This is a genomic window from Streptomyces sp. CRN 30 (assembly GCF_034105845.1).
Genome location: NZ_JAVRHI010000173.1, coordinates 15,888 through 40,899, shown reverse-complemented (window position 1 = coordinate 40,899; position 25,012 = coordinate 15,888). Strand labels below are relative to the sequence as shown.

24 protein-coding genes and 5 pseudogenes are annotated in these 25,012 nt (G+C 69.7%); 12 read left to right on the top strand and 17 right to left on the bottom strand.

Annotated elements, in window-relative coordinates; genetic code table 11:
* The coding region (locus tag UW392_RS17640; RefSeq protein ID WP_320775967.1) for a helix-turn-helix domain-containing protein at positions 1-457 on the bottom strand (457 nt) is incomplete at its 3' end.
* Positions 458-561: 104 nt separating this feature from the next.
* A complete protein-coding gene (locus UW392_RS17635) occupies positions 562-1,548 on the bottom strand; it encodes a LysR family transcriptional regulator (RefSeq protein ID WP_320775966.1) in 987 nt (328 codons plus the stop codon).
* Between the two features lie 243 nt (positions 1,549-1,791).
* Between UW392_RS17635 and UW392_RS17630 the strand changes: the two genes are divergently transcribed.
* On the top strand, positions 1,792-2,559 hold the full coding sequence (locus UW392_RS17630) for an enoyl-CoA hydratase/isomerase family protein (protein ID WP_320775965.1): 768 nt from the start codon (positions 1,792-1,794) through the stop codon (positions 2,557-2,559).
* Here UW392_RS17630 and UW392_RS17625 read toward each other — a convergent pair.
* The 5 genes and pseudogenes from UW392_RS17625 to rraA form a co-directional block, all read right to left on the bottom strand.
* Positions 2,474-2,710 (bottom strand): annotated as a pseudogene (locus tag UW392_RS17625) (hypothetical protein); the annotation flags it as partial. The gene UW392_RS17630 and the pseudogene UW392_RS17625 sit on opposite strands and share 86 nt — an antisense overlap.
* Before the next feature lie 246 nt (positions 2,711-2,956).
* Positions 2,957-4,054: an ABC transporter ATP-binding protein gene (locus tag UW392_RS17620; protein ID WP_320775964.1), complete on the bottom strand. Its 1,098-nt coding sequence runs from the start codon at positions 4,052-4,054 to the stop codon at positions 2,957-2,959.
* Complete coding sequence (locus UW392_RS17615) at positions 4,047-5,843, bottom strand: iron ABC transporter permease (protein ID WP_320775963.1); 1,797 nt, start codon at positions 5,841-5,843, stop codon at positions 4,047-4,049. Before UW392_RS17615 ends, UW392_RS17620 begins: the two co-directional genes overlap by 8 nt.
* A 47-nt stretch (positions 5,844-5,890) precedes the next feature.
* Entirely contained in the window at positions 5,891-7,093 is a 1,203-nt protein-coding gene (locus UW392_RS17610; RefSeq protein ID WP_320775962.1) for an ABC transporter substrate-binding protein, read from the bottom strand.
* Between the two features lie 292 nt (positions 7,094-7,385).
* A complete protein-coding gene (gene rraA / locus UW392_RS17605; protein WP_320775961.1) occupies positions 7,386-7,874 on the bottom strand; it encodes a ribonuclease E activity regulator RraA in 489 nt (162 codons plus the stop codon).
* Positions 7,875-8,025: 151 nt separating this feature from the next.
* Between rraA and UW392_RS17600 the strand changes: the two genes are divergently transcribed.
* On the top strand, positions 8,026-8,907 hold the full coding sequence (locus tag UW392_RS17600) for a GntR family transcriptional regulator (RefSeq protein WP_320775960.1): 882 nt from the start codon (positions 8,026-8,028) through the stop codon (positions 8,905-8,907).
* 218 nt (positions 8,908-9,125) lie between these two features.
* Complete coding sequence (acnA, locus tag UW392_RS17595; protein WP_320775959.1) at positions 9,126-11,816, top strand: aconitate hydratase AcnA; 2,691 nt, start codon at positions 9,126-9,128, stop codon at positions 11,814-11,816.
* 208 nt (positions 11,817-12,024) lie between these two features.
* On the opposite strand, the gene UW392_RS17590 is transcribed toward acnA, so the two are convergent.
* The 4 genes and pseudogenes from UW392_RS17590 to UW392_RS17575 all read right to left on the bottom strand — a co-directional run bounded on the left by UW392_RS17590 (position 12,025) and on the right by UW392_RS17575 (position 14,052).
* On the bottom strand, positions 12,025-12,363 hold the full coding sequence (locus tag UW392_RS17590) for an endo-1,4-beta-xylanase (protein ID WP_320775970.1): 339 nt from the start codon (positions 12,361-12,363) through the stop codon (positions 12,025-12,027).
* A gap of 181 nt (positions 12,364-12,544) precedes the next feature.
* Positions 12,545-12,940, bottom strand: a complete 396-nt coding sequence (locus UW392_RS17585) for a hypothetical protein (RefSeq protein ID WP_320775958.1) — start codon at positions 12,938-12,940, stop codon at positions 12,545-12,547.
* A gap of 207 nt (positions 12,941-13,147) precedes the next feature.
* A pseudogene (locus UW392_RS17580) lies at positions 13,148-13,770 on the bottom strand (transposase).
* Positions 13,771-13,788: 18 nt separating this feature from the next.
* Positions 13,789-14,052 (bottom strand): RacP protein, encoded by a 264-nt coding sequence (locus UW392_RS17575; RefSeq protein ID WP_320775957.1) that lies wholly within the window; start codon positions 14,050-14,052, stop codon positions 13,789-13,791.
* 140 nt (positions 14,053-14,192) lie between these two features.
* Between UW392_RS17575 and UW392_RS17570 the strand changes: the two genes are divergently transcribed.
* Positions 14,193-14,885, top strand: coding sequence for a transposase family protein (locus tag UW392_RS17570; protein WP_320775956.1), 693 nt, complete (start codon positions 14,193-14,195; stop codon positions 14,883-14,885).
* Between the two features lie 103 nt (positions 14,886-14,988).
* Here UW392_RS17570 and UW392_RS17565 read toward each other — a convergent pair.
* From UW392_RS17565 to UW392_RS17555, 3 genes and pseudogenes are all read right to left on the bottom strand, one after another.
* Positions 14,989-15,161 (bottom strand): annotated as a pseudogene (locus UW392_RS17565) (transposase); the annotation flags it as partial.
* Between the two features lie 13 nt (positions 15,162-15,174).
* Complete coding sequence (locus UW392_RS17560; RefSeq protein WP_320775955.1) at positions 15,175-15,399, bottom strand: hypothetical protein; 225 nt, start codon at positions 15,397-15,399, stop codon at positions 15,175-15,177.
* Between the two features lie 355 nt (positions 15,400-15,754).
* On the bottom strand, positions 15,755-16,951 hold the full coding sequence (locus UW392_RS17555; protein ID WP_320775954.1) for a serine hydrolase domain-containing protein: 1,197 nt from the start codon (positions 16,949-16,951) through the stop codon (positions 15,755-15,757).
* A gap of 157 nt (positions 16,952-17,108) precedes the next feature.
* Here UW392_RS17555 and UW392_RS17550 point away from each other — a divergent pair, with 157 nt between their 5' ends.
* The 8 genes and pseudogenes from UW392_RS17550 to UW392_RS17520 form a co-directional block, all read left to right on the top strand.
* Complete coding sequence (locus tag UW392_RS17550) at positions 17,109-17,765, top strand: response regulator transcription factor (protein WP_320775953.1); 657 nt, start codon at positions 17,109-17,111, stop codon at positions 17,763-17,765.
* A gap of 1 nt (position 17,766) precedes the next feature.
* The gene (locus UW392_RS17545; RefSeq protein WP_320775952.1) at positions 17,767-18,438 is read left to right on the top strand and encodes a HAMP domain-containing protein; all 672 of its coding nucleotides are present in this window, start codon (positions 17,767-17,769) and stop codon (positions 18,436-18,438) included.
* Positions 18,423-18,542: pseudogene (locus tag UW392_RS67000) on the top strand (ISAzo13-like element transposase-related protein); the annotation flags it as partial. The gene UW392_RS17545 and the pseudogene UW392_RS67000, both read left to right, overlap by 16 nt.
* A 182-nt stretch (positions 18,543-18,724) precedes the next feature.
* The gene (locus UW392_RS17540) at positions 18,725-19,618 is read left to right on the top strand and encodes an IS3 family transposase (RefSeq protein WP_414496310.1); all 894 of its coding nucleotides are present in this window, start codon (positions 18,725-18,727) and stop codon (positions 19,616-19,618) included.
* A gap of 146 nt (positions 19,619-19,764) precedes the next feature.
* Entirely contained in the window at positions 19,765-20,286 is a 522-nt protein-coding gene (locus tag UW392_RS17535) for a pyridoxamine 5'-phosphate oxidase family protein (RefSeq protein ID WP_320775950.1), read from the top strand.
* A 359-nt stretch (positions 20,287-20,645) separates the two neighbouring features.
* A complete protein-coding gene (locus tag UW392_RS17530) occupies positions 20,646-21,548 on the top strand; it encodes an aminoglycoside phosphotransferase family protein (protein WP_320775949.1) in 903 nt (300 codons plus the stop codon).
* 399 nt (positions 21,549-21,947) lie between these two features.
* On the top strand, positions 21,948-22,178 hold the full coding sequence (locus tag UW392_RS17525) for a hypothetical protein (protein ID WP_320775948.1): 231 nt from the start codon (positions 21,948-21,950) through the stop codon (positions 22,176-22,178).
* Positions 22,179-22,216: 38 nt separating this feature from the next.
* A pseudogene (locus tag UW392_RS17520) lies at positions 22,217-23,196 on the top strand (ISKra4 family transposase); the annotation flags it as partial.
* 281 nt (positions 23,197-23,477) lie between these two features.
* Here the strand turns inward: UW392_RS17520 and UW392_RS17515 are convergent.
* The 3 genes from UW392_RS17515 to UW392_RS17505 all read right to left on the bottom strand — a co-directional run bounded on the left by UW392_RS17515 (position 23,478) and on the right by UW392_RS17505 (position 24,911).
* Entirely contained in the window at positions 23,478-23,921 is a 444-nt protein-coding gene (locus tag UW392_RS17515) for a DUF2267 domain-containing protein (protein WP_320775947.1), read from the bottom strand.
* 60 nt (positions 23,922-23,981) lie between these two features.
* Complete coding sequence (locus UW392_RS17510) at positions 23,982-24,377, bottom strand: DUF2267 domain-containing protein (protein ID WP_320775946.1); 396 nt, start codon at positions 24,375-24,377, stop codon at positions 23,982-23,984.
* Between the two features lie 102 nt (positions 24,378-24,479).
* Complete coding sequence (locus tag UW392_RS17505) at positions 24,480-24,911, bottom strand: Hsp20/alpha crystallin family protein (RefSeq protein WP_320775945.1); 432 nt, start codon at positions 24,909-24,911, stop codon at positions 24,480-24,482.
* Positions 24,912-25,012 lie beyond the last annotated feature (101 nt).

The following is a 25,012-nucleotide window of genomic DNA, read 5'->3' as shown; positions in this document are numbered from 1 at the left end:
GCAGGTCATACGCGGGCCCCTGGGCGAAGCGGAAGCGGGCGGTACCGGCGGCCTGCACAGCGAACTTGTCCGGTACCGGCCGATACCGCATCCGCCGCAGACGTGCGGGCACGCCCCGGCCGTAACGGCTGTCCGACGAGGCCGGCAGCTGACCGCCCCGATCGCCGCCCACGCCCCGGAGGTGAATCTCGCGGCCGTTGCCCTGCTCGGCGTCCTGCTTCTGGCCGTGCTCGCCTGACGCGACCGCGGATCTGTGGTCGTGGTCGTGGTGGAGGTCTGTCACCAGCGGCGCAGGGTGTGGCTGGGGGGCGCCGTACGCGGTGCGGTAGCCGGCGGCGAAGCGGCCCGGGTGGGCGAAACCCCACCGGCAGGCGACGGCCGTGACGGTCTGCGTGGTGGGGTCGGCCAGAAGCAGGTCGCGGCGGGCGCGGGCGAGGCGGACCCGGCGCAGGGTCATGGTGTGGGCGTCGCGGCTGTCCTCGGCGGCAGGGTCGGCCGATGCGTTGTCGGGGAAGACCGTCAGGGCGGTGGCGGCCAGCAGCCGGGCGGTGCTGCCGGTGATCAGCGGGCGGGTGGCGGCTCGGTCGTCGACCAGCAGGTCCCGGGCGAACGCGGCGCCGCGCTTCCACTGCTGGGCGGCGGCCGGTGGGGCCGGGCGCGGGGACGGTCCAGGGCGGCGACGAGGTGGCCGAGGTCGCGGCGGTGGGAGCCCGCGTGCCATACGGCCCAGGTGCGCCGGACGAGGGGATGGCCGGCCAGCGGGAACCAGGTGACGGCGTCGGGCAGGGGCTGGGACCAGCCGGGAGGTGCGAGGGTGAAGGCGTGGCCGGCGCTGACGGAGGCGAGTTTCACCTCGGCGATCAGTGGCTGCCCCTCGGGGACGGGGGCGCCGGGGTCGATGCCGTGGCTGCGCAGTACGGCGGTGAGTTCGTCGTACCAGGCGGGGCTGCCGGAGCGGGCGAAGCCCACCCAGTCCAGTCCGTTCAGGGCGTCGAGACGGATGCCGTCGGGGCCGGCCAGTTCTGCGGCGCGTTCCGCCGCGAGGAGGACCCCCAGGCGTTCCTCGACGACCAGCATCGCGTCGAACTCCCGCCCCGGGGGGCGTTCCCTCAGCAGACCCAGGTGAAGGTCGCCTGCGCGTAGTTCCGCCAGTTGTGCGGAGGTGGACAGGTGCCGGGCCTGAACACGTGTTCCGGGACAGGCGGCGGCCAGGTCGAGCAGGGCCTTGGACAGCAGGTCGGCGGGGAGTTCCAGGGGGATGCCGATCCGCAGTGTGGTCGTGTTCTCCCCGGTGCGTGCCGTCATGACGGCCAGCGCCTGGTCGTAGCGGGCCAGGACGGCACGGACCTCGGCGAGGAGGGTCCGGCCGGTCTCGGTGGGCCGCACACCGGTGGAGCTGCGGGTCAGCAGCAGGGTGCCGAATTCGCGTTCCAGGGCGCTGACCGTCTGGGACAGGGCGGGCTGGCTGATGTGCAGCCGTCGCGCCGCCGCGGACAGGCCGCCCTCCTCGGCCACCGCCACGAACGCGCGCATTGCTCGGATCTCCATGCGCCCATCGCATCACGCGGCGCGAGGGACACACCGGGCAGGTCCGCGAGACCGGAGCGCCGCGGGCTGCGGACGCGGTCCGGCCGACTGCCCGCCCCGATGCCATCACCGGTGCTTATGGCCACCCTCGGCAAGTGCTCTGGCCAGGCACTGTGCAGGCGGCCGGGGCAGGAGTTGAGTAGGGGACACAGGGCGGAACGACCGCCCGTCCGTCCCCCTCACCACTTGACCCGGGAGCCTTTCGTGTCCGAGCAGAACCCGTCCTACTTCACCGCGTTCGAGAACCTCGCGATGACCCGCACCGCCTCGGGTGTGCTCACGCTGCGCTTCCACACCGACGACGGGCCGGCCACCTTCACCGGCACCACGCACACCGACTTCCCCCGCGCCCTGTTCGAGATCGGCGAGGACCGCGGCAACCGGGCACTGGTGCTGACCGGCACCGGTGACCGGTTCATGACCGACATCGACGGCGCGAGCCTCGGCGACATCACCAAGCCCGCCCAGTGGGACCGCACCATCGCCGAGGGCCGCCGCGTGCTCCAGCGCCTGGTCGACCTGGAGATGCCCGTCATCGCCGCCGTCAACGGCCCCGCCTCCGTCCACAGCGAGTACGCCCTGCTCGCCGACATCGTCATCGCCGCCGACACCACCGTCTTCTCCGACTTCCCCCACCTGACCTTCGGCATCGTCCCCGGCGACGGCATCCAGATCGCCTGGGAAGAGGCGCTGGGCGTCAACCGCGCCCGCTACCTCACCCTGACCCAGGGCTCCTTCACCGCCGAGCAGGCCGAGCGCTGGGGCGCCGTCGCCGAAGTCCTGCCCCTCAAGGAGGTCCTGCCCCGCGCCCAGCAGCTCGCCGAGGACCTGGCCGCCAAGCCCCAGCTGCTCACCCGCTACCTCGCCGTCACCCTGCGCCAGCGCATCAGCCGCCGCATGGCCGAGGGCCTCCAGCTCGGCATGGCCCTGGAGGGCCTGACCGCCGCCGACCTCGCCCACCAGAGCGGCTGAGAACGCCATGGTCGAGGTGGGCGCGCATCCGGGCCACCATGTCGAAGGAGGCCGGGGAGAGCGCCCACCGCAACTGCAGGCCGTCCATGACGGCGACGGTCTCCGGGGAAACACCCACGCAGTCGGCATCCGGTTTCAGTTCGCCTCGTACGACCGCGCGAGCCGCTGCTCCAGGCCGCCGACCTGCGCACGGCGACCGTCAGCACAGGGAGTGACGAAGCCGCCCTCGAAGTGAGGGTGAAAGGTGCAGGGCGCAGGGTGTGCAGGGGCGAGTGGTGTCGTACAGCACGAGACCTCCCGGCGGCACTGCCGGGATCCGCCCGTCCTGCGACACCGGGGCCTGCCTACGACCTGGGGATCGCGGCGGCTCATCCTCACGGTGCCCGCCGAGGATCCGTCAGGCCGTGGTGGGGTACAGCAGGCAGTCCTCGGGCCGGACGACGAGGTTGATCTCCTGGTCCGTGTAGCGCACGGGGCTCTCGGCCTGCACGGTCAGCTCTCCGAGCTGGATCTGGTACTCGAAACGCGCACCGGTGTAGGAGCGTTCGGTGATCCGTGCCCGCAGGACGTTGACGCCGTCGTCGGCCGTGGGGTCCGCGCGGTCGGCCAGGGCGATCCGTTCCGAGCGCAGGCCGACCGTCGCCGGCTGCCCCTTCTCCACGACGTCGGCGTACCGCACGTCGAGATACTGCTCCGAGGTGCCCAGCCGCACACGTACGTTCCCGCCGTCGCCCGGTGTCTCCGCCACGTGCCCGCCGAGGAGGTTGCACCGGCCGATGAAGCCGGCCACGTCCGGGGTGGCCGGGGTCTCGTAGATCTCGGTGGGGGTGCCCACCTGCTGGAGGCGGCCGTTCATGAAGACGGCGATGCGGTCGGACAGCGACATCGCCTCGATCTGGTCGTGTGTGACGTACACGGTGGTGATGCCGACCTCGCGCTGCAACGACTTGAGCCAGAGGCGGGCCTGGTCGCGCATCTTGGCGTCGAGGTTGGACAGCGGTTCGTCCAGCAGCAGCACGCCCGGGGCGTAGACGATGCCGCGGGCCAGGGCGACGCGCTGCTGCTGGCCGCCGGAGAGCTGGTGCGGGTAACGGTCGCGCAGGTGCAGCATGTCGACCTTGTCGAGTGCCTCGTCGATGAGCCGCCGCTGCTCCGCTCTGGGCACCTTGCGCAGTTGCAGGGGGAGAGCCAGGTTGTCGGCGATGGTCCTGTGCGGCCACAGGGCGTACGACTGGAAGACCAGGCCCAGGTTGCGGCCCTCGGGCGGCACGGTGGTGCGCGGATCGCCGTCGTAGAAGACACGGTCGCCGACGCGGATGGTGCCGGCGTCGGGGTGTTCGAGTCCGGCCACGCAGGACAGTGTGGTGGACTTGCCGCAGCCGGACGGGCCCAGCAGCGTGAAGAACTCGCCGTCGGCCACGGTGAAGCTGATGTCCTCAAGGACACTGTTCCCGCCGAAGGACTTCCGGATGTTCTCGACGACCAGTTCAGGCATGGTTCTTCCCCTTCTTTCCCTTGAGCAGCAGGCCCGCGAGACCGGCGACGAGGGCGGTGACGGCGATCTGGAGGGTGGCGAGGGCTGCGACCGAGCCGGTCTCACCCTGGGTCCACAGATCGATGGAGGTGGTGCCGATCACCTGCGACTCGGCTCCGGCGAGGAACATGGCGGGCGCGTACTCGCGGATCATCTGCGTCCAGATGAGCAGGAACGAGGCGAGCATGGCCGGCACCAGCAGGCGGATCAGGATGCGGGAGACCGTGCGCCACCAGTCGGCGCCGGCGACCCGGGCGGCGTTGTCCAGTTCGCTGCCCAGCTGCATGGTGGCCGGGGAGACGGCACCGTAGGCGGAGGGCAGGGCCCGCAGCCCGAAGGCGATGATCAGGGCGAAGATCGTGCCGCGGACCAGGTCCCCGCCGGGCATCCAGGCGAACGCCCAGAAGAAGCCGATGCCGATGATGAGTCCGGGCACCGCGTGCGGGGCCTGCGCCGCCGTCTCCAGCAGCCGGGCGAGCCGGAAGTCGGAGCGGCGTGCCACCAGCACCACCACGGTGCCGAAGAGGGTGACGGCGACGGAGCCGATGAGGGCCACGGTGATGCTGTTGGTGATCGACTCGGTGTAGGGGGCGTACTCGAAGATCAGCCGGAAGTTGTCCAGGGTCAGCAGCTCGAACGGGTTCACCAGCGGGGTGAGCAGCGAGGTGAACGCGCGCAGGATCAGGGCCGCCATGGGCAGCAGCACACCCAGCACGATGTAGACACCGACGAAGGCGAAGCCCGCCCACTTCCAGCGGCCGATGTCGAGGAGGTCTGACCGGGTGGCCTTGCCGCGCACGGACACGAATCGCTGGGCGTGCTTGAGCAGCCGGGTCTGGACGACCACCAGGCCGACGGTGGTGAGCAGCATGAAGGTGGAGGCCGCGCCGAGCAGGCCGTAGTCCGGGTTGACGGCGTCGATGCCCTCCTCGTACAGGAAGCTGGAGAACATGGTGAGGCCGGCCGGTTCGCCGAGGATCAGCGGGATGGACAGCGTTTCCACGGCCGTACCGAAGATCAGCAGCCCGGCGTAGAGGACCGGGGGACGCAGCATCGGTATGACGACGGAGCGCAGGATGCGCAAGGGGCCGGCGCCGACCGTGCGGGCCGCGTTCTCCAGTGAGGTGTCGGAGGAGGCCAGGGCGTTGGCGCAGAACAGGTAGGCGATCGGTACCTGGGCGACGGCCTCGACGAAGGCCATGCCGGGCAGCGTGTACAGGTTCCACGGCACCCAGCCGAGACCTTCGCGCAGTGCGGAGGTGAGGAACCCGGCGGGGCCGTAGACGACGATCCAGCCGAAGGCGAGGACGAGCGGGGAGATGTAGATCGGCCAGCGCAGCACCTGCCCGATGACCCGCGCGGCCGGGAACCTGGTGCGTTCCAGCAGTACCGCCATGGGGACGGCGATGGCCAGGGCGAACGCCGTGGTCAGGACGGCGAACAGCAGGGTGGTGAGGATGATGCCACCGAACCCGGCCTCGGTGAACAGGCGCGCGTAATTCCCCAGGGTGAAGGCGCCGCCGGCGGCGTACAGCGGCTGGTTGCGTATCGACTGGTAGAGGATGGGGACGACGGGGGCGAGCACGAGAGCGGCGGTGAGGAGGAACGTCAGCCAGTGGATGGTGACTTCGCGGCCTGCGCCGAACAGCCGCCGGTAGTGGGGTGTGCCCAGCTCACCCGCGCGCAGGGCGCGGCCGGGCGGGGAGGAAGAGGGCGAAGGGGCGGGGGCGGGAGGGATCTGGGTGGTCATGACGGCTCCGGAGGAGTGGTGACGGGCAGGGCGTGACGGGCGGTTCCTCAGCCCATGGCCCTCTGGCCCATGGCCCTCTGGCCCATGGCCCTTTCCCAGCGCTCCAGGTAGGCGTGCTGCGTCTCCTGCGGCACCTTCGCGTAGCGGTACAGGTGGACGCGGTCCTCGCCGAGCGTGCGCTGCATGTCCCGCAGACTGTCGATGTCGTTCTGTTCCACGCCGGGCCGGTACGGTGCCAGCCCTCCCGCCGCGACCGCGGCCTGACCCTTCGCGGAGAGCAGGAAGTCGAGGAAGAGCCGGGCGGCGTCGGGGTGCGGTGCCGTTCGTACGATGGAGGCGGCGCGCGGCACGACGACCGTGCCCTCCTCGCAGTAGGACCAGCCCAGCAGGCCCGCGCTGCCCTCGGCGGCGGGCACGGCCACTCCGCCGCTGAGGTTGATGGAGATGTCGTACTCGCCGGAGACGACCTTCTCCACGAGGGTGCCCGAGGAGTGGTCCGCCCGGACGAACGGCAGCAGCCGGGTGAAGGTGCCCCAGCCGTCGTCGACGGACCCGGAGTAGCCCTGGTTGGTGCAGTAGCCGTAGGCGTTGCTGGGGTCGTAGGCGCCGATCTTGCCGCGGAAACGGGAGGGGTGTGCCTCCGCGAGTCGCGCGAGGGAGGCGAGTCCGGTGGGGTACTGGGACTCGTCGAGGGTCTTGCGGTTGTAGAGGATGACCACCGGATCGGTGGTGAACACCCACACTCCGGGCAGCATCTCGGCCCAGTCGGGAAGGTGATCGCGTTCGGGGGAGTCGTACGCGGCGGCCATGTCGCGGGAGGCGTAGTCACCCCAGAGCGGTCCGCCGTTGGAGACCAGCAGGTCGGCGGGGGAGCCGCCGGTGGCGGCTTCGCTGTAGTAGCGCTCGTAGACGGCGGAGTTGCCCAGGTTGGTGGCGCGGATGTCGGACAGCCAGGGGTAGTGCGCGGTGAAGGCGTCGAAGACGGGCTGCCAGTTGGTCTGGGAGGTGTTCGAGTAGATGAGCAGCTTCCGCTCGCGGCGGGAACCCTCGACGATCTCCTTGTAAGCGGTGGGGTAGTGGTCGGGAGCCGTCGGGGCGGCGGCTTCGGCCTCGGCCCCCGTGCACCCGGTGAGTGCGCCGCCGGCGGCGACGGCCGTCAGCGCGGCGGCACCGCGCAGCACGCCGCGCCGGGACGGCGGGGGCAGACGCGTCGGGAGTACGGGTTTCGTCCGGGGACGGATGAGAGACATGTCGGCTCTCCTCACTTGTGGCGCGCGACAGCGCTGTCGTGTGCGTCGAGGAGGCATCAGGACCGGTGTCGGTCCGATGCCGCTGCTGCCCGTGGGGCTGGTGGATCGATGTGGTCGGCTCCGCTCCGCTGTCCACGCGGGCTGCGGCCGTTACTCGGGACAGTGCTGCGGCACGGTCTGGCTCAGTGCAAGCTGCCGACATGTTGTCTTAATCGAGCGGTTGAGACAATAGCCGGAGCGGCGCGGCGCCCGCTCGCTGCTGCTGCGCTGCGGGCGTCGCGGTACGAGGGGTTCAGTCGGCCGGCAGCAGGACGACTCCGTCGTGGTCGGCGTGCAGGACGTCGCCGGGCCGGAAGACGATCCCGCCGAAGCCGACGGGGATGTCCACGGCACCCAGGCCGGCCTTCCCGCTCTTGCGCGGGTTGGTGCCCAGCGCCTGGACGCCCACCTCGATCTCCGCCAGGGCGGCGCTGTCGCGCACCGCGCCGTTGATGACCAGACCGGCCCAGCCGTTGTCCCGGGCGCGCGTGGCCATCAGGTCGCCCAGCAGCGCGCTGTGCAGCGAGCCGCCGCCGTCCACGACCACGACGCCGCCGTCGCCCGGGGTGCGCAGCAGTTCGTGCAGCAGCGCGTTGTCGTCGAAGAGGGAGACGGTGCGCACCGGGCCGGCGAACGCCGGCACGCCTCCGTAGGTGGTGAGCTGCGCGTCGCAGACGCGCAGCGTGTGGCCGTACCGGTCGACGAGGTCCGCGGTCGGAACGGGGGCGAGCGAGGCGGGCATGGAGGTACTCCAGACAGCTCTTGTATCAGGGACGCGGGGAATACAATCATGGGTCGAGCGGTCCGGCAATGGTTCGGGCGCCGCGCTGTACGACCCGCCACCTCTAGGATGGAGTGTCCTCCTTGTCGTCCTACCGAAGAAGCAGGGGCTGATGTCGCGGCCAAGCCTGACCACTCCCATCGCCGGCCGGCTGGTGGACCTGATGCGGCGCAACGGCCTGAAGGAGAACGCCCACATCACCGAGCAGTGGGCGGCGGACGCGCTGGAGGTGTCCCGTACTCCGGTGCGCAAGGCGATGCTCTTCCTCGCCGAGGTCGGCATCCTCGACCGCGTGCCCAACCGCGGGTTCTACCTCGCCCGCGACGCGGCGACTCTGTCCGGTCCCGAGCTGGGCGTCGAGGAGGACGTGGAGCAGGCGGCGTACTTCGAGATCGCCGACGACTACGTGGGCGGCCGGTTCAGCGGCGTGTTCACCGCCGCCGACATCAGCAGGCGCTACCGCCTGACGACGCGTCAGGCGGACCGCGTGCTGGCCCGTATGGAAGGCGAGGACCTCGTGCGCCGCAAGGTCGGCGGGCGCGGCTGGGAGTTCCAGCATGTGATGGCCACCGTCGAGGCGCACGACCAGAGCTACCGCTTCCGCATGATCATCGAACCCGCGGCCCTGCTGGAGCAGGGGTACGCCGCGGACCCGGCGGCGTTCGCGCGCCACCGCGCACAGCAGGAGGCGCTGCTGCGCGGCGACATCCTGCTGCTGCCGCGCGCCGAGCTGTTCCAGGTCAACGCCTCGTTCCACGAGATGCTGGTGGGCTGCTCCGGCAACCAGTTCCTGCTGGACGCGGTCCGCCGGCAGAACCGGCTGCGGCGTCTCATCGAGTACCGCCACCAGCTCGACCGGTCGAGGCTGGCCCGTCAGGCACGCGAACACCTGCACCTCCTCGACCTCGTCGAGGGCGGCGACTTCCACAAGGCGTCGGAGTTCCTGCGCACACATCTCGACAAGGTGCGCTCCCTGAAGACGGGTGCTTCCTGAAGGTGGGTGCTTCCTGAAGACAGGTGCTTCCTGAAGACAGGTGCTCCCTGATGGCGGGCAGGACTCGGACTCCTGACCCGTGACGTCGTACGTTCCCCATGTCTCATCGGCCGGTCCCGGCCCACCCATTCACTTGTATCAAAACGCAGCTTGAGACAATATGAGGATGGCGTCGCTGGACGCCCAGGCCCGGAGGCCACATTTCGTACTCCTCCGCCATGCGAAGCAACCGCGAACAGCAGGGGACCATGAACGCTGACCGCACCACTGCCGTGCTCGCCGTCGACGGGCGCCCTTACCGCTACCGACCGCTGGACGGGCTGCTGCCCGGCGGCGGACTGGACCGCGTCCCGTACTCGGTGCGGATCCTGCTCGAGAACGTCGCCAGACGCTCCCCGGACGCGCTGCCGGACCTGCTCGACCGGATCCGGGCCGGCCGGGGTGAGTGCGAGGTCCCGGTCCGCCCGAACCGCATCATGCTGCACGACACCACCTGCCTGCCCGCGCTGGCCGACTTCGCGGCCATGCGGGACAGCGTGGCGGAACTGGGCGGCGACCCGGAGCGGTTGCAGCCGTCCATACCCGTCGACCTGACCGTCGACCACTCCGTGATCGTCGAGGAGTACGGCAGGCCGGACGCGGTCGAACGCAACCTGCTGGTCGACTTCCGCCGCAACGGCGAACGCTACGAGATGGTCAAGTGGGCCGAGCGCAGCGTGCGCGACTTCCAGGTCGTCCCGCCCGGTACCGGCATCATCCACCAGGTCAACATGGAGGCACTGGCCCGCGTGGTCTGGGTCGACGCTGGTTCCGCCGAGGACGGTGAGCCGCCGCTGCTCCACCCGGACGTGCTGGTCGCCACCGACAGCCACACCCCGATGATCAACGCGCTCGGGGTGGTCGGCTGGGGCGTCGGCGGACTGGAAGGGCAGGCGGCCATGCTGGGCGAACCCGTCACCATCCAGTACCCGCAGGTGGTGGGCGTTCGCCTCACCGGCCGACTGCGTCCGGGCGTCGGTGCCACCGACCTGGCCCTCACCCTGACCGAGCTGCTGCGCGCCCGGGGCGTCGTCGACACGTTCGTCGAGTTCTGCGGCACCGGCGTGGCGACCCTCGGCTGGGCAGAGCGCGCCGCCGTCTCCAACATGGCCCCCGAGTACGGCGCCACCTGCGTCTACTTTCCCTACGACGACGAGACCGCCGGCTACCTGCGGCTCAGCGGTCGGGAGGAGGAACACGTCCGGCTGGTCGACGCCTACCTCACGGCGCAGGGCCTCAAGCGCACCGAGGACCGTCCCGAGCCGCGCTACGACCAGGTCATCGACCTGGATCTGGCCGCTGTGGAACCCAGCATGGCTGGGCCGAACCTGCCCCAGCAGCGGCTGTCGCTCTCCCGGGTAGCGGATTCGTACCGCGAGGCCGCGCCCCGCACGACGCGCGGGACGGAGCCGGAGGAGTGCGCCTTCGGCGAGCCGCTGCCCGACGGGCCGGTGGCCATCGCCGCCATCACCAGCTGCACCAACACGGCCAACCCCGCGCTGATGGTCCAGGCCGGCCTGCTCGCCGAACGCGCCGTGCGGGCCGGGCTGACCGCGAAACCCTGGGTCAAGACCTCACTGTCGCCGGGCTCGCGCGTCGTCGAGGACTACCTCGCCGCCTCCGGGCTGCTTCCCTCGCTGGAGAAGACCGGCTTCCACATCGTCGGTTTCGGCTGCATGACCTGTATCGGCAACTCCGGCCCGCTGCACCCGGCGATGGAACACCTGGCGGAGCGGGAGGCGACGGTGCCGGTCGCCGTCCTGTCCGGCAACCGCAACTTCGCCGGACGCGTCAACCCCCGTACCCCGATGTCCTACCTGGCCTCGCCGCCGCTGGTCCTCGCCTACGCGCTGGCCGGCTCGATCCTCCACGACTTCGAGAAGGAGCCGCTGGGCACCGCTCCCGACGGCCGCCCCGTGTACCTCCGGGACCTGTGGCCCTCGGACGAGGAGGTCGCCGCCCGCATCGCCGCTCACGTCCGCCCCGAGATGTTCCGCGTCAACGCCGCCCGGCTGCGCGAGGGCACCGACGCCTGGCGCCGTCTGGACGTCCCGGGCAGTACGCACTTCCCGTGGCGGCCGGAGTCCACGTACGTGCGCCGCCCGCCCCACCTGACCGGGCTCTGCGCCGAACCCGGTGACCGGATGGGTCCCGGCCGGGCGAAGGTCCTGCTCAGGCTGGGTGACGACGTCACCACCGACCACATCTCCCCGGCCGGGCGCATCCCCGCCGACAGCCCGGCGGGACGCTGGCTGACCGAGCGCGGCACCGAACGGCGCGACCTCAACCAGTACTCCACCCGCCGCAGCAACCACGAGGTCATGCTGCGCGGTGCCTTCACCAACCCGGCCGTCACCAACCTGCTGCTGGCCGACAGCCCCGGCCGCCGCGGCGGCTGGGCCCGCTCCGCGGACCGCACGGCGGTCCTGCCGGTGCACGAGGCCGCACCCACCTACCGGGCGGCGGGTTACGACCCCGTCATCGTCGCGGGCCGCAACTACGGCGCCGGCTCCAGCCGTGACTGGGCCGCCAAGGCGCAGGCCCTGCTCGGCGTCCGGGCGGTCATCGCCGAGTCCTACGAACGCATCCACCGTTCCAACCTGATCGGGATGGGCGTGCTGCCGCTGGAGTTCGACGAGGGCGACAGCGCCTCGGCGTACGGCTTCACCGACGAGGACCACCTCACCTTCGACGGCCTGGAAACCCTGCGGGCCGGGACCAACCCGGTCACCCTCCGCCTCCACCGCCCGGACGGCACCGAGCGCAGCGTCCCCCTGCGCCTGCGGGTCTTCTCCGGCCAGGAACTGGCCTACCTCCACCACGGCGGCATCCTTCCCTACGTGGTCAGGCGTGCCGTCGCCGCCGGCTGAGCCCGCGAGCCTCGTCCAGGACGTCACGCAGTGCCCAGTAGGCGGGTTTCGCTTCGTACGCCGCGTCCCTGGGGAGGGCGTTGCCCGGACTCGGGGGACAGTGCCGCAGGTCAGCCGTGGAGCCGTACCTGTCGGTGAAACTTCCCCCGGAAGTGGCCCGCTACCGCGCGTATGTGCTCCACCATGACGCGCCTGCGTTGCCCGTCGGTCATATCTCGGCGCGCATCCACGCGGGCAGGGCCTCGAACCAGACGAGGGTGTGGCCGTGCACCTTCATCCTGTTGGCGCCGGCGAAGTCCACCAAGGTGTCGCCTTCCGCGAACGCGAACACGGCGCGTCGAGGCTGGACGAACTGCGGTTTGAAGTCGTTCTCCGACGTCAGAATGGAGGACTCCTCACCCGCCGTCCGGCGGTAGGCGGCACTCGGAGGCCGGGCGTGTCCACGACGGACACCCGGCCCCGTCCCAGTGACCGCGCGTGGAGAGCGCCGTTCGGGTCGGCAGGGGAGAGTGCTGACAACCGCTGTTCTTGTCCAGAATCGGGGCATCCTCGCAGTCCTTCGAGGTGACGGGATAGGGGCCGACTCGTTTGCGGGACTTTCGGCGACGGGCGTCTTGTCGCTTTCGCGGGTGGTCACCAGGTTCACGACCCAGGACATGTCGCTTTATGATCCTTCTTCCTTTTTGCAGCGTGTGCCGGTGTGCTGTTTGTGTGCGAGCGGTACTCGATCAGTCGTAGATGTCGATGATCACTTCGGGCAGTGTCTCGAAGATTCCCACGACCACACCGGGCACGGAGTTGAGCGGGTTTTCGACGGTGACGCTGGGATTGGAGGCGAGGGTGGTGCCGGTCAGCGGGTCGATTGCGGGAATGCTGGTGACCGGATTGCCGCTGGCGGCGTCGGTGATGTCGTAGTGCAGGCGCCAGCGGTTCACGGGTCCGCCGACCAGCGGGAGCTTGGACATGAGCCGTTCGTAGATGTTCTTGTCGTACAGGGTGATGCGGCCGGTGCCGTCCTGGACGTCGAGACTGAACCGGTAAGGGGAGACGTACAGGGCGTTGCTTCGGCCGCTATCCACCTCGAATGTCACGGTCGCGGTGCCGGCGTCGGCGGTGGACGCCAAAGGCCGGCTTTCGGCGCCCGGATGCTGATGCCGCTGAGGGGTTTGTCGTCACTGTCGCTTGCCGTGAGTTTCACGTTCCATGCCATCGTGCCCTGCCTCCTGTGATGAAGGGACGCTCGCTTCGTGGCCCACGTGTAGCCAAGAAATATCCGGATTGTGGGCAGTGCGCGCGGAGATGTCCAGACTTGTTCGCGCCATCGCATTGGTTCAGGCTGCCTGCATCACACTGCCAGGCCGGGACCCGGCAGCGGTCGGATGAACAGCAGGACGGGTGAGGCGCCGGGGCATCAGCCGGATCGCCGCGAGGTTGAGCATGGCCTCGGCGCTTTCGGGCAGCCGTTCGTGGTCTCTGACCAGGCGTCGGGCGTGCATGATCCATGCCCACGACCGTTCCACGACCCAGCGGCGCGGCAGGACGACGAAGCCGTGGGCGCCGGTGGGCCGGCTCATGGTGTGGACGGTGAGCTGCAGTTCGGTCCTGGCCCAGTCGGTGAAGGGGCCGAGGTAGGCGGAGTCCGCCCAGGTGATGGCGAGTTCGGGGTGGCGTCGTCGGGCGCGCTGTAGGAGTTCTTTCGCGGGTTGGCTGTCGTGGAGTGCGGCGGAGGTGACCATCACGTCCAGGGGAAGGCCGTGGGTCTCGGTCAGCAGGTGTCTCTTGCGGCAGTTGATCATTTTGCCGCCGTCCCAGCCGCCGCGTCGAAGATCGCGCGGCGGGGATGCTTCTCGGGCCGGCCGCCGCGGGCCGTGGTCCAGGCCGGCGGGGGCAGCAGGGGCTCGACGAGCGAGCACTCTGCGTCCGTCGTGTCCGAGGGATAGCGGCGCGTACGCATCGCCCCCCTCCTTTTCCTTCAGGTGATCAGGTCGAGGGTGGACTCGACCGCGGTGAGCTGGACGGCGATGTGACGCACCCGTTTGTCGTCCGCGGCCAGGACCGTGTGCGGGGCGATGGTGCCGGTGACCAGGCGGCGGACCTCGGTCAGCAGCACCCGCACCCGCACCCGCGCCGTCTCATACACCTCCAGATTCGCCGGGTCGGCGGTGAACTGGTAGCCGTCGTGGCGGGTGTAGATGAGCGGCGGCCGGCCGCGCTCGCTGATGAGATCGCGCAGCATGGCCAGCCCGCAACGGGTCTGGCAAGGGCTGAGTTCACAAGCGGCCCGCAGCTGGGAAAAGTGCAGGCCCGCCGGGCGGGCCTCCGGCAGGATGCGGCACAGACACTGGGCGTGCGCGCGGGCGGCATCCCCGCGGCGACGTGATCTGGATCGCCGGCATCGTGTTGGCGGTGCTGTGCTGCGACCAGCGGCCCGGCGACCTGGCTGGCGGCAACGGAGTGCACCGCACCACCGTGCCGCGATGGGTGAGGGAGGTCGTCGGCCTGCTCGCTGCCCGCGCCCCACGCCTGGACCGGGCCCTGAAGAAGATCGCCCGAATGGGCGGCGGCATCGTACTGCTGGACGGATCGGTGATCCGCACCCGGTGCAGAACCGGGAAGGAAAACCGGAAGAACTACTCCGGCAAGAACAAATGCCACGTCCTGCTCGTGGTCGCTCTCACCGACGACCGGGGCCGCCTGCTGTGGATCTCGGCGGCCCGCCCCGGGCGCACCTCGGAGATCACCGCCTGCCGGCACGACAAGCTCACCCAGAATCTCCGGGACGTCGGGCTCGGAGCCATCGCCGACCTGGGATTCGTCGACCTTGACGACGGCGGTCCCGACGCCGACCTGGCGGTCATCACCGGCTACAAGGCCGCCCGGCACCGGCCTCTGACACGAGGCCAGAAGCTGTCCAACACGGCACTGGCGGTCGTTCGGGCGCCCGTCGAACACGGCTTCGCCCACCTCAAGAACTGGCGCATCCTCGGCAAGGTACGTATCGACCCCTCCTGGGCGACCGCCCTGGTCCAAGCCCTGCTGGTCCTCACGAACCGCGAAGTCGCCCGCTGACCGACGATTCTCACCAAAGTCACCCGCCAGCGACCAGCACGAGCATCCCGATGCCCACGCACGCCAGACCCGTGAACCGCGACCTCAGCTTGCACACCTCTCAATCCCGCAGCCTGCGCCATGCCGTGACTCCGGAGCAGCCCACGGTCTGTGCTGGCATGTCGCGCCAGGCAACGCCGGTCCGCAGCACGTACAACACACCTACGAGCGCTATCCGGTCCGGGACGCGCAGACGTCCAGGTGGCGAAGACGACGCTCGGGAACGGGTGGCAGCAGCGGCGCGACGCGCTCAGTGGCTTTGTTCCGGCAGGATCGACGTACCGCCGATGCCGCTTTCGTCGCGGCTTGCGTCGCACCAGGTCACGGCCCTGATGAGCGCCACGAGGAAGCTCGTGGGACAGCCTTCTGGTGGACCACCAGCCTTCCTGCGTGGCCTCACGGAGTGGTCGTTATCTGGCGGCACGGCCGCGAATGGCGGTTCATCCCACTGGATCGCGATGAGAAGCCAGTCCATGACGGTGCCATACGACCTCGCTGGCCGGCCGAGCTACCACCGGACGGGGCCGCCCAGCGGGTCGCAGAACTACTCGGAGAAGGACCCCGCCTGTCGTGAGGCGGCGACCGGCACAGCAGCCATTCTGAAACGATCAGTAAGAGTCCGGAGCCGCCTCGTCAAAAGCGTCCCTGTGACGCTTCCGTCCGTCCGACCGGCGACAGCGTGCCCCTCAGACAACGGCTCGAAGGAATGCGGTGAACGCCGACGAGCAGCACATGTCCGGGCACGTCGTGACCGCCGCGACGGGAACTGCTGAAACGTGGGCGCGCCTTCGGCGAAGCGTATCCTGACGGGGCGACTTCCGGCGTTCCTGTCAGCCAGCGGTGATCAGCTTCCGGATGAGGTTCGAGATCGACTGCACCACGGTTCCTTCGTAGTTGGAGAGGATCACGGCATTCCAGTCGGACTCCGGGTACATTTCGATCGCCGTGGAGACGCCCAGAGTGCTGCCGCCGCCGTGCTGGAAGGACCACCGGCCGGCGACGAGTGACCCGATCGGGCCGTAGCACTGGTAGTCGGGCCGTGCGGGGACACCGGTGCCGTCACCCGGCACCGTCGCGGCCTGGACCAGGGGAATCTTCCCGCTCAACAACAGCGCCGTCGTGCCCGGTTCGAGAAGCCGGTGCCGCCACAGATGGCGTCCGAAGCGGTCGAGGTCGGCACAGGTGGTGAACGCGTCACCAGCCGCGTCACCGACGACGTACCGAGCCTGCGCGACCGCGTCGGTCCACCGGCCCTGGGCGTCCCGATGGTAGGGGTGCGCGATGTTCCGGCCCGCCTCCCACTCGGGTCGGGTAAGGAAGCGGGTACGGGTCATCCCCGCCGCGGCGAAGACGTGCCGCCGCACGTAGTCGTAGTACGACACTCCGGTCACCTCCTCCACGACCGCGCCGAGCAGGTGGTAGCCGGAGTTGCTGTAGAGCCACTCGGTGCCGGGGGCGGAGCGCGGCTCCGAACGCCGTACGAGGTCCGTGATGCCCCGCATGGTCTGCTCGGGGGTGGTCCAGCCGGCCGCGGCGGCCTCGTAGCCGGGCAGTGCGTGGAAGTCACCGAGTCCCGAGGTGTGGGTGAGCAGGTGGTGCACGCTCACGTGGTCCGCGACGGAGGCGGGGAAACCGTCCAGGTAGCTGCCCAGCGTGGCGCCGTAGGCGATCTTGCCCAGCTGGGCCAGTTGCGCCACGGCCACCGCGGTGAACAGCTTCGTCACCGAGGCCAGCGCGAAGAGGGTGTCCGGACCGTTGGGGACGGCACGTCCCCGGTCGGCCATGCCGTACGAGCGGGCCAGCACCGTCCGGCCCCGGTGGGTCAGCAGCAGCGAACCGGAGAACTCGTCCTGTGCCGCCGCGTCGGCGACGTACTGGTCGAGTTCGCCGCCGGGCGCGAGGCCCGGGGGCACCGGCCCGGATCCGTCGCCGGCCGCGGCCGGGACGGCGAGGCCGGGCACGAGCCCGCACGCCGAGGCCGTACCGAGCAGACCGATCATGGTGCGTCGGGAGGGGCGGGTCGTCATGGGTCATTGCCTTTCGTCGTCGGGAGGTCGGAGCGCCTGCGACGCGTGCAAGGTGTGCACCGCGATGTGCGCACCGAAGATTTACCGGGCCGCCGGTACGGCCGGCCGATCGTCCGTCCATATGCGCGCCATAGGTCGTCGTCGCGATAATCGGCGCATGAGAGTGCTGTTGGCGGAGGACGAACAGCCGCTGGCCGGCTACATGGTGACCGGACTGCGCAAGCACGGTTTCGCCGTCGACCACGCCCCGGACGGCGGGGCGGCCCTGGAGAAGAGCGAACTCAACGCCTACGACGTCGTGGTGCTGGACCGCGGTCTCCCCGTGGTGCACGGCGACACGGTGTGCCGACGGCTGGCGGCGCGAGGAACGGTGCGCATCCTGATGCTGACCGCCTATGACACGGTCGAGGACCGGGTCGACGGGCTGCTGCTGGGCGCCGACGACTACCTGGGCAAACCGTTCGCGTTCTCCGAACTGGTGGCGCGCGTGCACGCGTTGGCCCGGCGTAGCACCCCCGCTCGGCCGCCGGTGCTCACCGCCGCGGACGTGGTCCTCGATCCGGCGAGGCGCACCGCCGAGCGCGGCGGTGTGCCGCTGGCCCTGACACCGAAGGAGTTCGGGGTGCTGACGCGGCTGCTGTCGGCCGACGGAGCGGTGGTCAGCGCGGAGACCCTGCTGGAGAAGGTGTGGGACGAGCACACGGATCCGTTCACCAACGCGGTCCGGATCACCGTGGGCACACTGCGCCGCAAACTCGGTGACCCGCCGCTGGTCGAGACCGTGACCGGCATGGGCTACCGGCTGCGGGCGTGACGTGGTGCCGGCCGTCCGCCTGACCGCGCGCACCCGGCTCACCCTGCTCCACACCGTGCTGGTGCTGGTCAGCGGTGTGCTGCTCAGCCTGCTCACCTACCTGCTGACCCGCCGCAACCTCGCCGAGCACAGGATCGTGCTGCGCCGTGCCGGACCGGGTGCCGACGGTCCCCTCCCGCCGGTGGACTCGTCGGAGCTGGCGAGTCAGGTACGTGACGCGGCTCTGACCACGCTGGTGCGCCAGGAGGGCATCGCACTGTTCGTCGTGACCCTGCTGGCCGCCGTGCTCGGCCGGCTGGTGGCCGGCCGGGTCCTGCGGCCGGTCCGCGTGTTCACCACCACCGCCCGGCGGCTGTCGGCGGAGAACCTCTCCGACCGGATGCCGGTGAGTGCGGCGCGGGACGAACTCGCAGTCCTGGCCGAGACCGTCAACGGCATGCTCGACCGCATCGGCCGGGGCATCGCCGAACGGGATCGCGCGCTGGAGAGTCAGCGCCTGTTCACCGCCAACGCCGCACACGAACTGCGCACCCCGCTCACCACCGTGCGCACCGCGATCGACGTGACCCTGGACGGTGCGCCCGGCCGAGCGGAGCTGTTGGCGATGGCCCTGGACGTGCGCACGGCGGTCGACCGGCACCGCCGCACACTGGACGCGACAGCGGCTGGGTGAATGTGGGCACCGACCGCAACACCGCCGCCTTCGCGGTGGAGTCCCTGCGCCGCTGGCGTCGAGCGACGGGTCGAGCGCGATGCGTTCCACGGCGAGTGGAACTACACCAACGTGCTGAGCTACCACGCCGGAAGGTCCAAGCCGATGCTGGCATTCGCTGGGCCCGAGCTCGCCAGGATCCTCATCTTCCGCCGGACCCACCCTCCCCGCACACTCGAAGCCTTGAAGCGAGTGCTCGAAGAGCACGACAACGAGATCAACTCACGCAGTAGTTGAATCACGGCTCCTGAGCCGCCTCCAGTTCGTCGCCGACCACCGGGGCGCCTACGGCGTGAAGCGGCTGTGCGAGGTCTTGGACGTGAACCGGTCCAGCTACTACAAGTGGCTCTCCGGCAGGAAGGCACGGGCGGCACGGCAGCGTGAGGACCGGCTTCTGGCCGAGCGGATCCGCACAGTCCACGGCGAGTCCGGCGGTGCCTACGGCTCCCCGCGGGTGACCGCCGAACTCCGCGCGCAGGGCCTGCGGGTCAACGAGAAGCGGGTCGCCCGCGTCATGCGGACCTTTTCCATCACCGGCATCCGCCCGCGCAGAAGCGTCCGCACCACCGTCCCGGACCCGGCGGCCTCACCGGTGCCGGACCTGTTCCAGCGGGACTTCACCGCCGCCGAGCCGGGGCGGAAGTACATGGGCGACATCCATTACCTCCTGCTCCCAGGCGGGAAGTTCCTCGATCTCGCGACCGTGCTGGACTGCTTCAGCCGCAAGGTCGTCGGCCGGTCCATCGCCGACCACATGCGCACCGGTCTGGTCGCCGACGCACTGCAGATGGCGGCCTCGGCCCGCGGCGGCCCGGACGGCGCCGTGTTCCACTCCGACCACGAAGCCCAGTACGGCTCGCGGGCCTTCGCCGGTCTCTGCGACCAGCTCGGCGTGACCCGGTCGATGGGAGCGGTCGGCACCAGCGCGGACAACGCGGCCTGCGAGAGCTTCCACGCGTCCTTGAAACGCGAGACCCTCCAGGGCGCCCGTGACTACGGCGACGCCGCCACTTGCAGAAGGACGGTATTTGCCTGGCTGGTCCGCTCCAACACACGCCGCCGGCACTCCGCCAACGGCCACCTCAGCCCCAACGAATACGAACGTCGACACCACGCGGCTAAGCTCACGCTCGCCGCGTGATCAACGAAGCGTGTCCACCATCACGGGGGAAGGCCCCCCACCTGTTGCCATCCACGCAGCACCGAGCGCAACCCGCGCGGAGCAACCTCACCGCTGCTTCATCAATGACGACAGAGGGTGTCGGGTTTGCGGCCGACGATGGACGTATGCGCGAAACCCTGGAAGAACTCAACAAGCTCCAGTCCCTCCTCGACTCCTCGCTCTCCGGCTCGACCGCACACCTCCGCTCGATCGTCGAGGGCCGCACCATCACGGCGGCGCAGCTCACCGGGGTCCTCACCGGCATGTGCACGCTCGCCCTCTCCACGGTGACCGCAAAGGGCGAACCGCGGATCAGCGGCGCCGACGGGCACTTCCTGCACGGCCGGTGGCACTTCGGCACGGCGCGCAACGCCGCCAAGGCCCGTCATCTCGCGGCCCGTCCGGCCGCCAGCGTCGCGCACATGCGCGGCGAGGACCTCGGCGTGTTCACCCACGGCACGGTGGAGGAGCTGAACCCCGAGGACGCCGAGACCACGGCCGACTGGCAGGACCTCCTCGCCTACTTGACGGACTTCTACGGCGACGACGCCTTCGACTGGAACCGCGAGGTCGTCTACTACAGGCTGAACCCGCACTGGATGACCGTCTACGCCCCCGACTTCGACAAGCTCACTCCCGGCAAGTGACGCCGGGCCCGTCGACGAGGGCCTGCACCTGCGCGTACGTGGGTGCGGGCCGCTCGGCGTCTTGCCGGTCCAGGGGACCAGGAACGGCAAGGTCGCGAGTTGGCCACGAACCCACGTAAGCAACTCCGCAGAGCACGACGACGGACCCTTGAGTTCCCGCCGGTAACCCTTCAGTGTGCGTGAACTTACGGGACTCAACGGCCTTGGGATTGATAACCGTCGATAATCCTGAGTGCTGTGTTGGGTGGGTTCGACAAGACCACCGTTCATGCTCTGTGACGGTTGAAATGTTGTGGGACGTGATTGGACCGTGGTCTTAGGATGCGCGAGAACTGCATCCATCACCTGCGGGGGACAAGTTGAGAGAGCTGGTCCGCGTCGCACCGGAGGTCCGGGACCGGCTCGTCGTTCGGTTCGGAGCTGAGGTGCTGGCCTGGTGTGATGAGTTGCCGACTCTCGTGGACGAACTCGCTGCCCGCTGGAGTCTGGAGCCTGTCGCGGCAGGCGGAGGAGGCACCTCACGGGTGTTCCGCTGCTTCAAGCGGGACACCGGCACCTCGGCATGGCTGAAACTGACGCCGGAGCCCCGGATTGCCCGGGAGGAAGCCGAAGCTCTGCGGGCCTGGGCGAAGACGCCGTCGGTTGTCACGCTGCTGGCACAAGATCTGACCGCCGGGGCCCTGCTTCTGGAGGACGTGGAGCCGGGAGTGCAGGTGAGCCAGCGTGCGTGGAATCTGGCCGAGGTCGCGGCGCTGCTGCGGGACCTGCGGGACCCTGCTCCCTCGCCGGGTGAGCACTCGGTACTGCGGCTTCTCTCCCACCGCGTCGACTTCGTGTTCGACTTGACCGACCGCAGGCTGGCAGCGCACGACGTGAACGATCCGGCTGCCTCGAAGGTGCTTCGGCTGGCACGAGCGGCAGCCCTGGAACTTGCAGGCACTGGGTCTGTGGGACTCGTGCATGGTGATCTCCACCCGGCCAACGTGCTGTCTGGTCCGGGAGCCCGCATGGTGGCGATTGATCCGAGGCCGACGTGGGGCGACCCGGACTTCGACGCTGTGGACTGGGTGCTTGAAGGAGTTGCAGATCCAGCCGTGTTGGAGCAGAGGGTCGAGGAGCTGGCGGCGCTGGTTCCTGGCATGTCTCCTCGTCGTGTGATGGGTTGGTGCCGAGCCCTGGCCGCCCTCATCGCGGTCCCCAGAATGTGTGCGGGACGGGACGACGCAGAGACTCAGTTCCTCATGGCTCTGGCCGACAGCTGAGTGCTCCGTCGGCCTCAAACGATCTCGTGCCACGGTGCCTGTCAGCCGGTGTGATCGCCCGGAGCGTAGCTTTTCCAGGGGGCTCCGGCTTCGGCGGCGATGCGGGTGGTGCTCTTGTCGTGGTACCGAGTGCCTGGGCGATGACGGGGGCGGGGGCCTGAAGGACGAGCTGGCGGATGGCGGGGGTCCGGCCCTTCTCAGCCGGATGCCGAGTTCACGGAGTCCGTCGCGCAGGGTGGCGGGGTTCATGGGCTGGCTCGCGCGGTGGCCGGGGAAGAGCCAGGGCGAGTTCTGGTTGATGGCGGGGGTGCTGGCGGGCAGGGCCTGGAGGTAGTTGAGCAGGAGGTCGACCAGGGGTTCAGGCACCGGGGTAGGGGGGTCGCCGAGCCGGAGTGCGACGTGCTGGCCGTCGCGGAGGACGTCATCGACTGTCATGCGGACGATCCGACTGACCGGCTGGGCGAACAGCAGGACCAGACAGGCGGCGACCCGTTGGTGCTGGCCCATTGGGTGGGGGTTGATGGTCGGGCGGTTCGGGATGATCAACCGCGGCATCCGACGGCTGTCCATGCACCACCGCAGGAAGGGTGCGGATCCTCTTCAGGAATGGTTGAGCTGGGGTTTCGCTGATTTGGATGTGGACGGCGTGCTGTCATCCCTGAGGTGTCTTCTACCACCACAAGATCGCTTCGCCGTGCACGGCCGGCATGCCCCTGGTCATCCAGGTCGACGGCCAAAGGCGTGGTGACGAGGCCCGAAGCCCTGCGCGAGGCCACCCGCCGGGCCGCGGTCCGAAAGAAGCAGCAGGGCCGCCAGGCGCGGCTCGCACCGGGCGAGAAGCCCAACCGGAAGAGAACGGCGACGATCGCCACCGTCCATGACACCCGCCCCGTGAAGCGGCGTCCCCACGACATCGTCCATCCGCCCGGCGGCCGCAGCAGCCGACGCGAGGTCAGCCCTGGTCCCCAAGCCGTGAACCGGTGGTGCACCGCCTCATTGATCCACGACCCCGACGACGTGATCGCCGAAGCATTCACCCAGGCAGGCGACCGCGACCTCGGGCATCACCGGCCCTGGCTGGTCCTCGTCGACGGAGTCCGCCATCAACTCGACCTGATCCGGGCAGAAGCCGCCCGCCGGCACATCAGGACCAACATCCTGATCGACTTCGTCCACGTCGCCGAATATCTGTGGGCCGCCGCCCATGCCTTCCATCCCGTGGGGAGCGAGGCAGCCGAGGCATTCACGGCCGAGAAACTCACCGCGATCCTGCACGGACACGCCGCCCGCGTCGCCGAGGGAATGACGGCCCAGGCTGATACCGATCACCTCACCGGCCCGAAGCGTGACACTGTCACCACCAGCGTCAACTACCTCACCGGTCACCTCGACGAACTCCACTACGACACCGCGCTCGGATCGGGCTGGCCCATTGCCACAGGCTCAGTCGAAGGTGCCTGCCGGCACCTCATCGGTGATCGTCTCGACATCACCGGCGCCCCGCTGGGGCCTCGCCGACGCCGAGGCCGTCCTCGAACTCCGAGCCGTCCACGCCAACGGCGACCTCGACTCCTACCTCGCCTACCACCACACCTGCGAACACCAGCGCACCTACCCCGACCAGCACGACTACCAACTCGGGGCGTGATCAACGACCTTCCCCGAAGAGGAGCCGCACCCAATGAGAATCACGGTCCGTGCCGGTCGCCACGCACAGTTACACGTCGGTTGGGCGGCAGTGAGCGATCTTCTCTGGGCTCGCGCATCAGGGGCCCGGCTCGTCCGGGGGCGACGGAGCGGCCGACGGGCCGGGATGGTGACCAGCAACGGCGGAAGTCCCCCGATCGCGCGGATCGGGGGACTTCACCAAGCGCCGGCCCGGAGCGGCTCATGTCGCGGCTCCGGGTGCCGGGTGCCGGGTGCCTGCTTTTACGCGGCCGGGTTGAGTTCGGCTCGGCCGAACAGCAGGGCCCAGCCGGTGGGGAACTGGTGGAGGATGCGGGTGACGAGATCGGGGCCGACGTGGGCGGTGACAGCGGCGAAGACGGAGCCGGTGTCCCAGCGGGTGGTGGCCAGGGAGGCGCCGGAGCGGGCGGCGAGGTCCTTGACGAAGGCCCAGCCGGTCAGCGGCTGGGGGTCGGGAATCTGTGCGGTCAGGACGCGTGCGGCCTCCCGGGGCAGGCAAGCGGCCAGGTCGACGCGTTCGTCGCCGGTCAGCTGGCGTCCCAGCCCCGAAAGGACGACGCGGACGGCTTCCTCAGCTCGCTCGCGGGTGGGGTAGGCGCCTTCGTAGCGAACCTTCTCCAGCATCTGCTCATACGCCGTCGAGTACGGCTGCTGATGCTCAAGCGGTACGCGCACGTCGGTGATCACTGCGGTGCATGCCTTTCGTCAAGCCAGGGTCGGGTGGGTGCCGGTGTACGGCACCGGTGGTCAGGTGGACTGGGGGCGGCCGAAGAGAAGGTCGTAGCCGACCGGGAGCTGGAGCAGGATCTGCCCCAGCAGGTCGTCGCCCGCGGTGTCGGCGACCGTGGACAGCACGGCGCTGACGTCCCAGGTCGCGGTCTGCTCGGTGGCGCCCTCGATCCAGGCCGCAGTTGCCCGCACGAACCGCTCCGGCGGCAGCGGCTCAACGCTCTGGAGCGGGTTGAGCAGGACGAGAGCGAATTCCTCCGGCAGTCGTGCCGCGAGCTGGGCGCGAACCTCGCCGACCAGGTGCGCGCCGAGCAGGGCGAGCACTACGCGGGCCGCGCGCTCGGCCTCCTCTGCAGTGCCGTACTCGCCGCGTTCCTTGACGTGGTCGAGGAAGGCTTCGCGTCGCAGAGTCATCTCGGCCGCCACCCCTTCTGGTTCTTCGGATGCCCGTAGGGGTGCGGAGGACGGGGTGAGGGGGAGATCAGGTACCCGTCCTCCGTACCTGTCCGGCCGGTGTCAGCCGGAGATCTCCTTGTGGCCGGTCCCGACGCCGATGGAGATCTTTCGGGGCTTGGCGCGCTCGGCGATCGGGATGCGCAGAGTGAGCACACCCGCGTCGTAGTCGGCCTTGATGTGCTCGGTGTCGAGGGTGTCGGCGAGCACGATCTGGCGGGAGAAGACGCCCAGCGGACGCTCGGACAGTTCCATCTGCACGCCGTCGGCCTTCGCCACTGGCCGACGCTCGGCCTTGACGGTGAGCATGTTCCGTTCGACGTCGATGTCGATCGCGTCGGCGCTGACACCGGGAAGGTCGAAGGCCACCACGTACTCGTCACCCTCACGGTAGGCGTCCATCGGCATCGCCGACGGCCTCGACCAGGTCCCCGGGCCCAGCAGCTGCTGCGTCAGCCGGTCCAGCTCACGGAAGGGGTCAGTGCGCATCAACATCGGAAAAACACCTCCAGCAGGTTCAGGCAGTTACTGCCAATGCGCCTCACTGACACCGTTGTAGCATGTCATCCAATGGATGACAAACATGATGTCGTCAG

What these genes read in the sequence shown, in the direction of transcription:
- UW392_RS17505 (WP_320775945.1), bottom strand. Translation starts at nt 24,911, where the DNA reads ATGTTGATGCGCACTGACCCCTTCCGTGAGCTGGACCGGCTGACGCAG.
- UW392_RS17600 (WP_320775960.1), top strand. Translation starts at nt 8,026, where the DNA reads ATGTCGCGGCCAAGCCTGACCACTCCCATCGCCGGCCGGCTGGTGGAC.
- rraA (WP_320775961.1), bottom strand. Translation starts at nt 7,874, where the DNA reads ATGCCCGCCTCGCTCGCCCCCGTTCCGACCGCGGACCTCGTCGACCGG.
- UW392_RS17590 (WP_320775970.1), bottom strand. Translation starts at nt 12,363, where the DNA reads ATGCCCCGATTCTGGACAAGAACAGCGGTTGTCAGCACTCTCCCCTGC.
- UW392_RS17620 (WP_320775964.1), bottom strand. Translation starts at nt 4,054, where the DNA reads ATGCCTGAACTGGTCGTCGAGAACATCCGGAAGTCCTTCGGCGGGAAC.
- UW392_RS17510 (WP_320775946.1), bottom strand. Translation starts at nt 24,377, where the DNA reads ATGACTCTGCGACGCGAAGCCTTCCTCGACCACGTCAAGGAACGCGGC.
- UW392_RS17555 (WP_320775954.1), bottom strand. Translation starts at nt 16,951, where the DNA reads ATGACGACCCGCCCCTCCCGACGCACCATGATCGGTCTGCTCGGTACG.
- UW392_RS17560 (WP_320775955.1), bottom strand. Translation starts at nt 15,399, where the DNA reads ATGGACTGGCTTCTCATCGCGATCCAGTGGGATGAACCGCCATTCGCG.
- UW392_RS17635 (WP_320775966.1), bottom strand. Translation starts at nt 1,548, where the DNA reads ATGGAGATCCGAGCAATGCGCGCGTTCGTGGCGGTGGCCGAGGAGGGC.
- UW392_RS17550 (WP_320775953.1), top strand. Translation starts at nt 17,109, where the DNA reads ATGAGAGTGCTGTTGGCGGAGGACGAACAGCCGCTGGCCGGCTACATG.
- UW392_RS17535 (WP_320775950.1), top strand. Translation starts at nt 19,765, where the DNA reads ATGCGCGAAACCCTGGAAGAACTCAACAAGCTCCAGTCCCTCCTCGAC.
- UW392_RS17610 (WP_320775962.1), bottom strand. Translation starts at nt 7,093, where the DNA reads ATGTCTCTCATCCGTCCCCGGACGAAACCCGTACTCCCGACGCGTCTG.
- UW392_RS17575 (WP_320775957.1), bottom strand. Translation starts at nt 14,052, where the DNA reads ATGCTGCGCGATCTCATCAGCGAGCGCGGCCGGCCGCCGCTCATCTAC.
- UW392_RS17615 (WP_320775963.1), bottom strand. Translation starts at nt 5,843, where the DNA reads ATGACCACCCAGATCCCTCCCGCCCCCGCCCCTTCGCCCTCTTCCTCC.
- acnA (WP_320775959.1), top strand. Translation starts at nt 9,126, where the DNA reads ATGCGAAGCAACCGCGAACAGCAGGGGACCATGAACGCTGACCGCACC.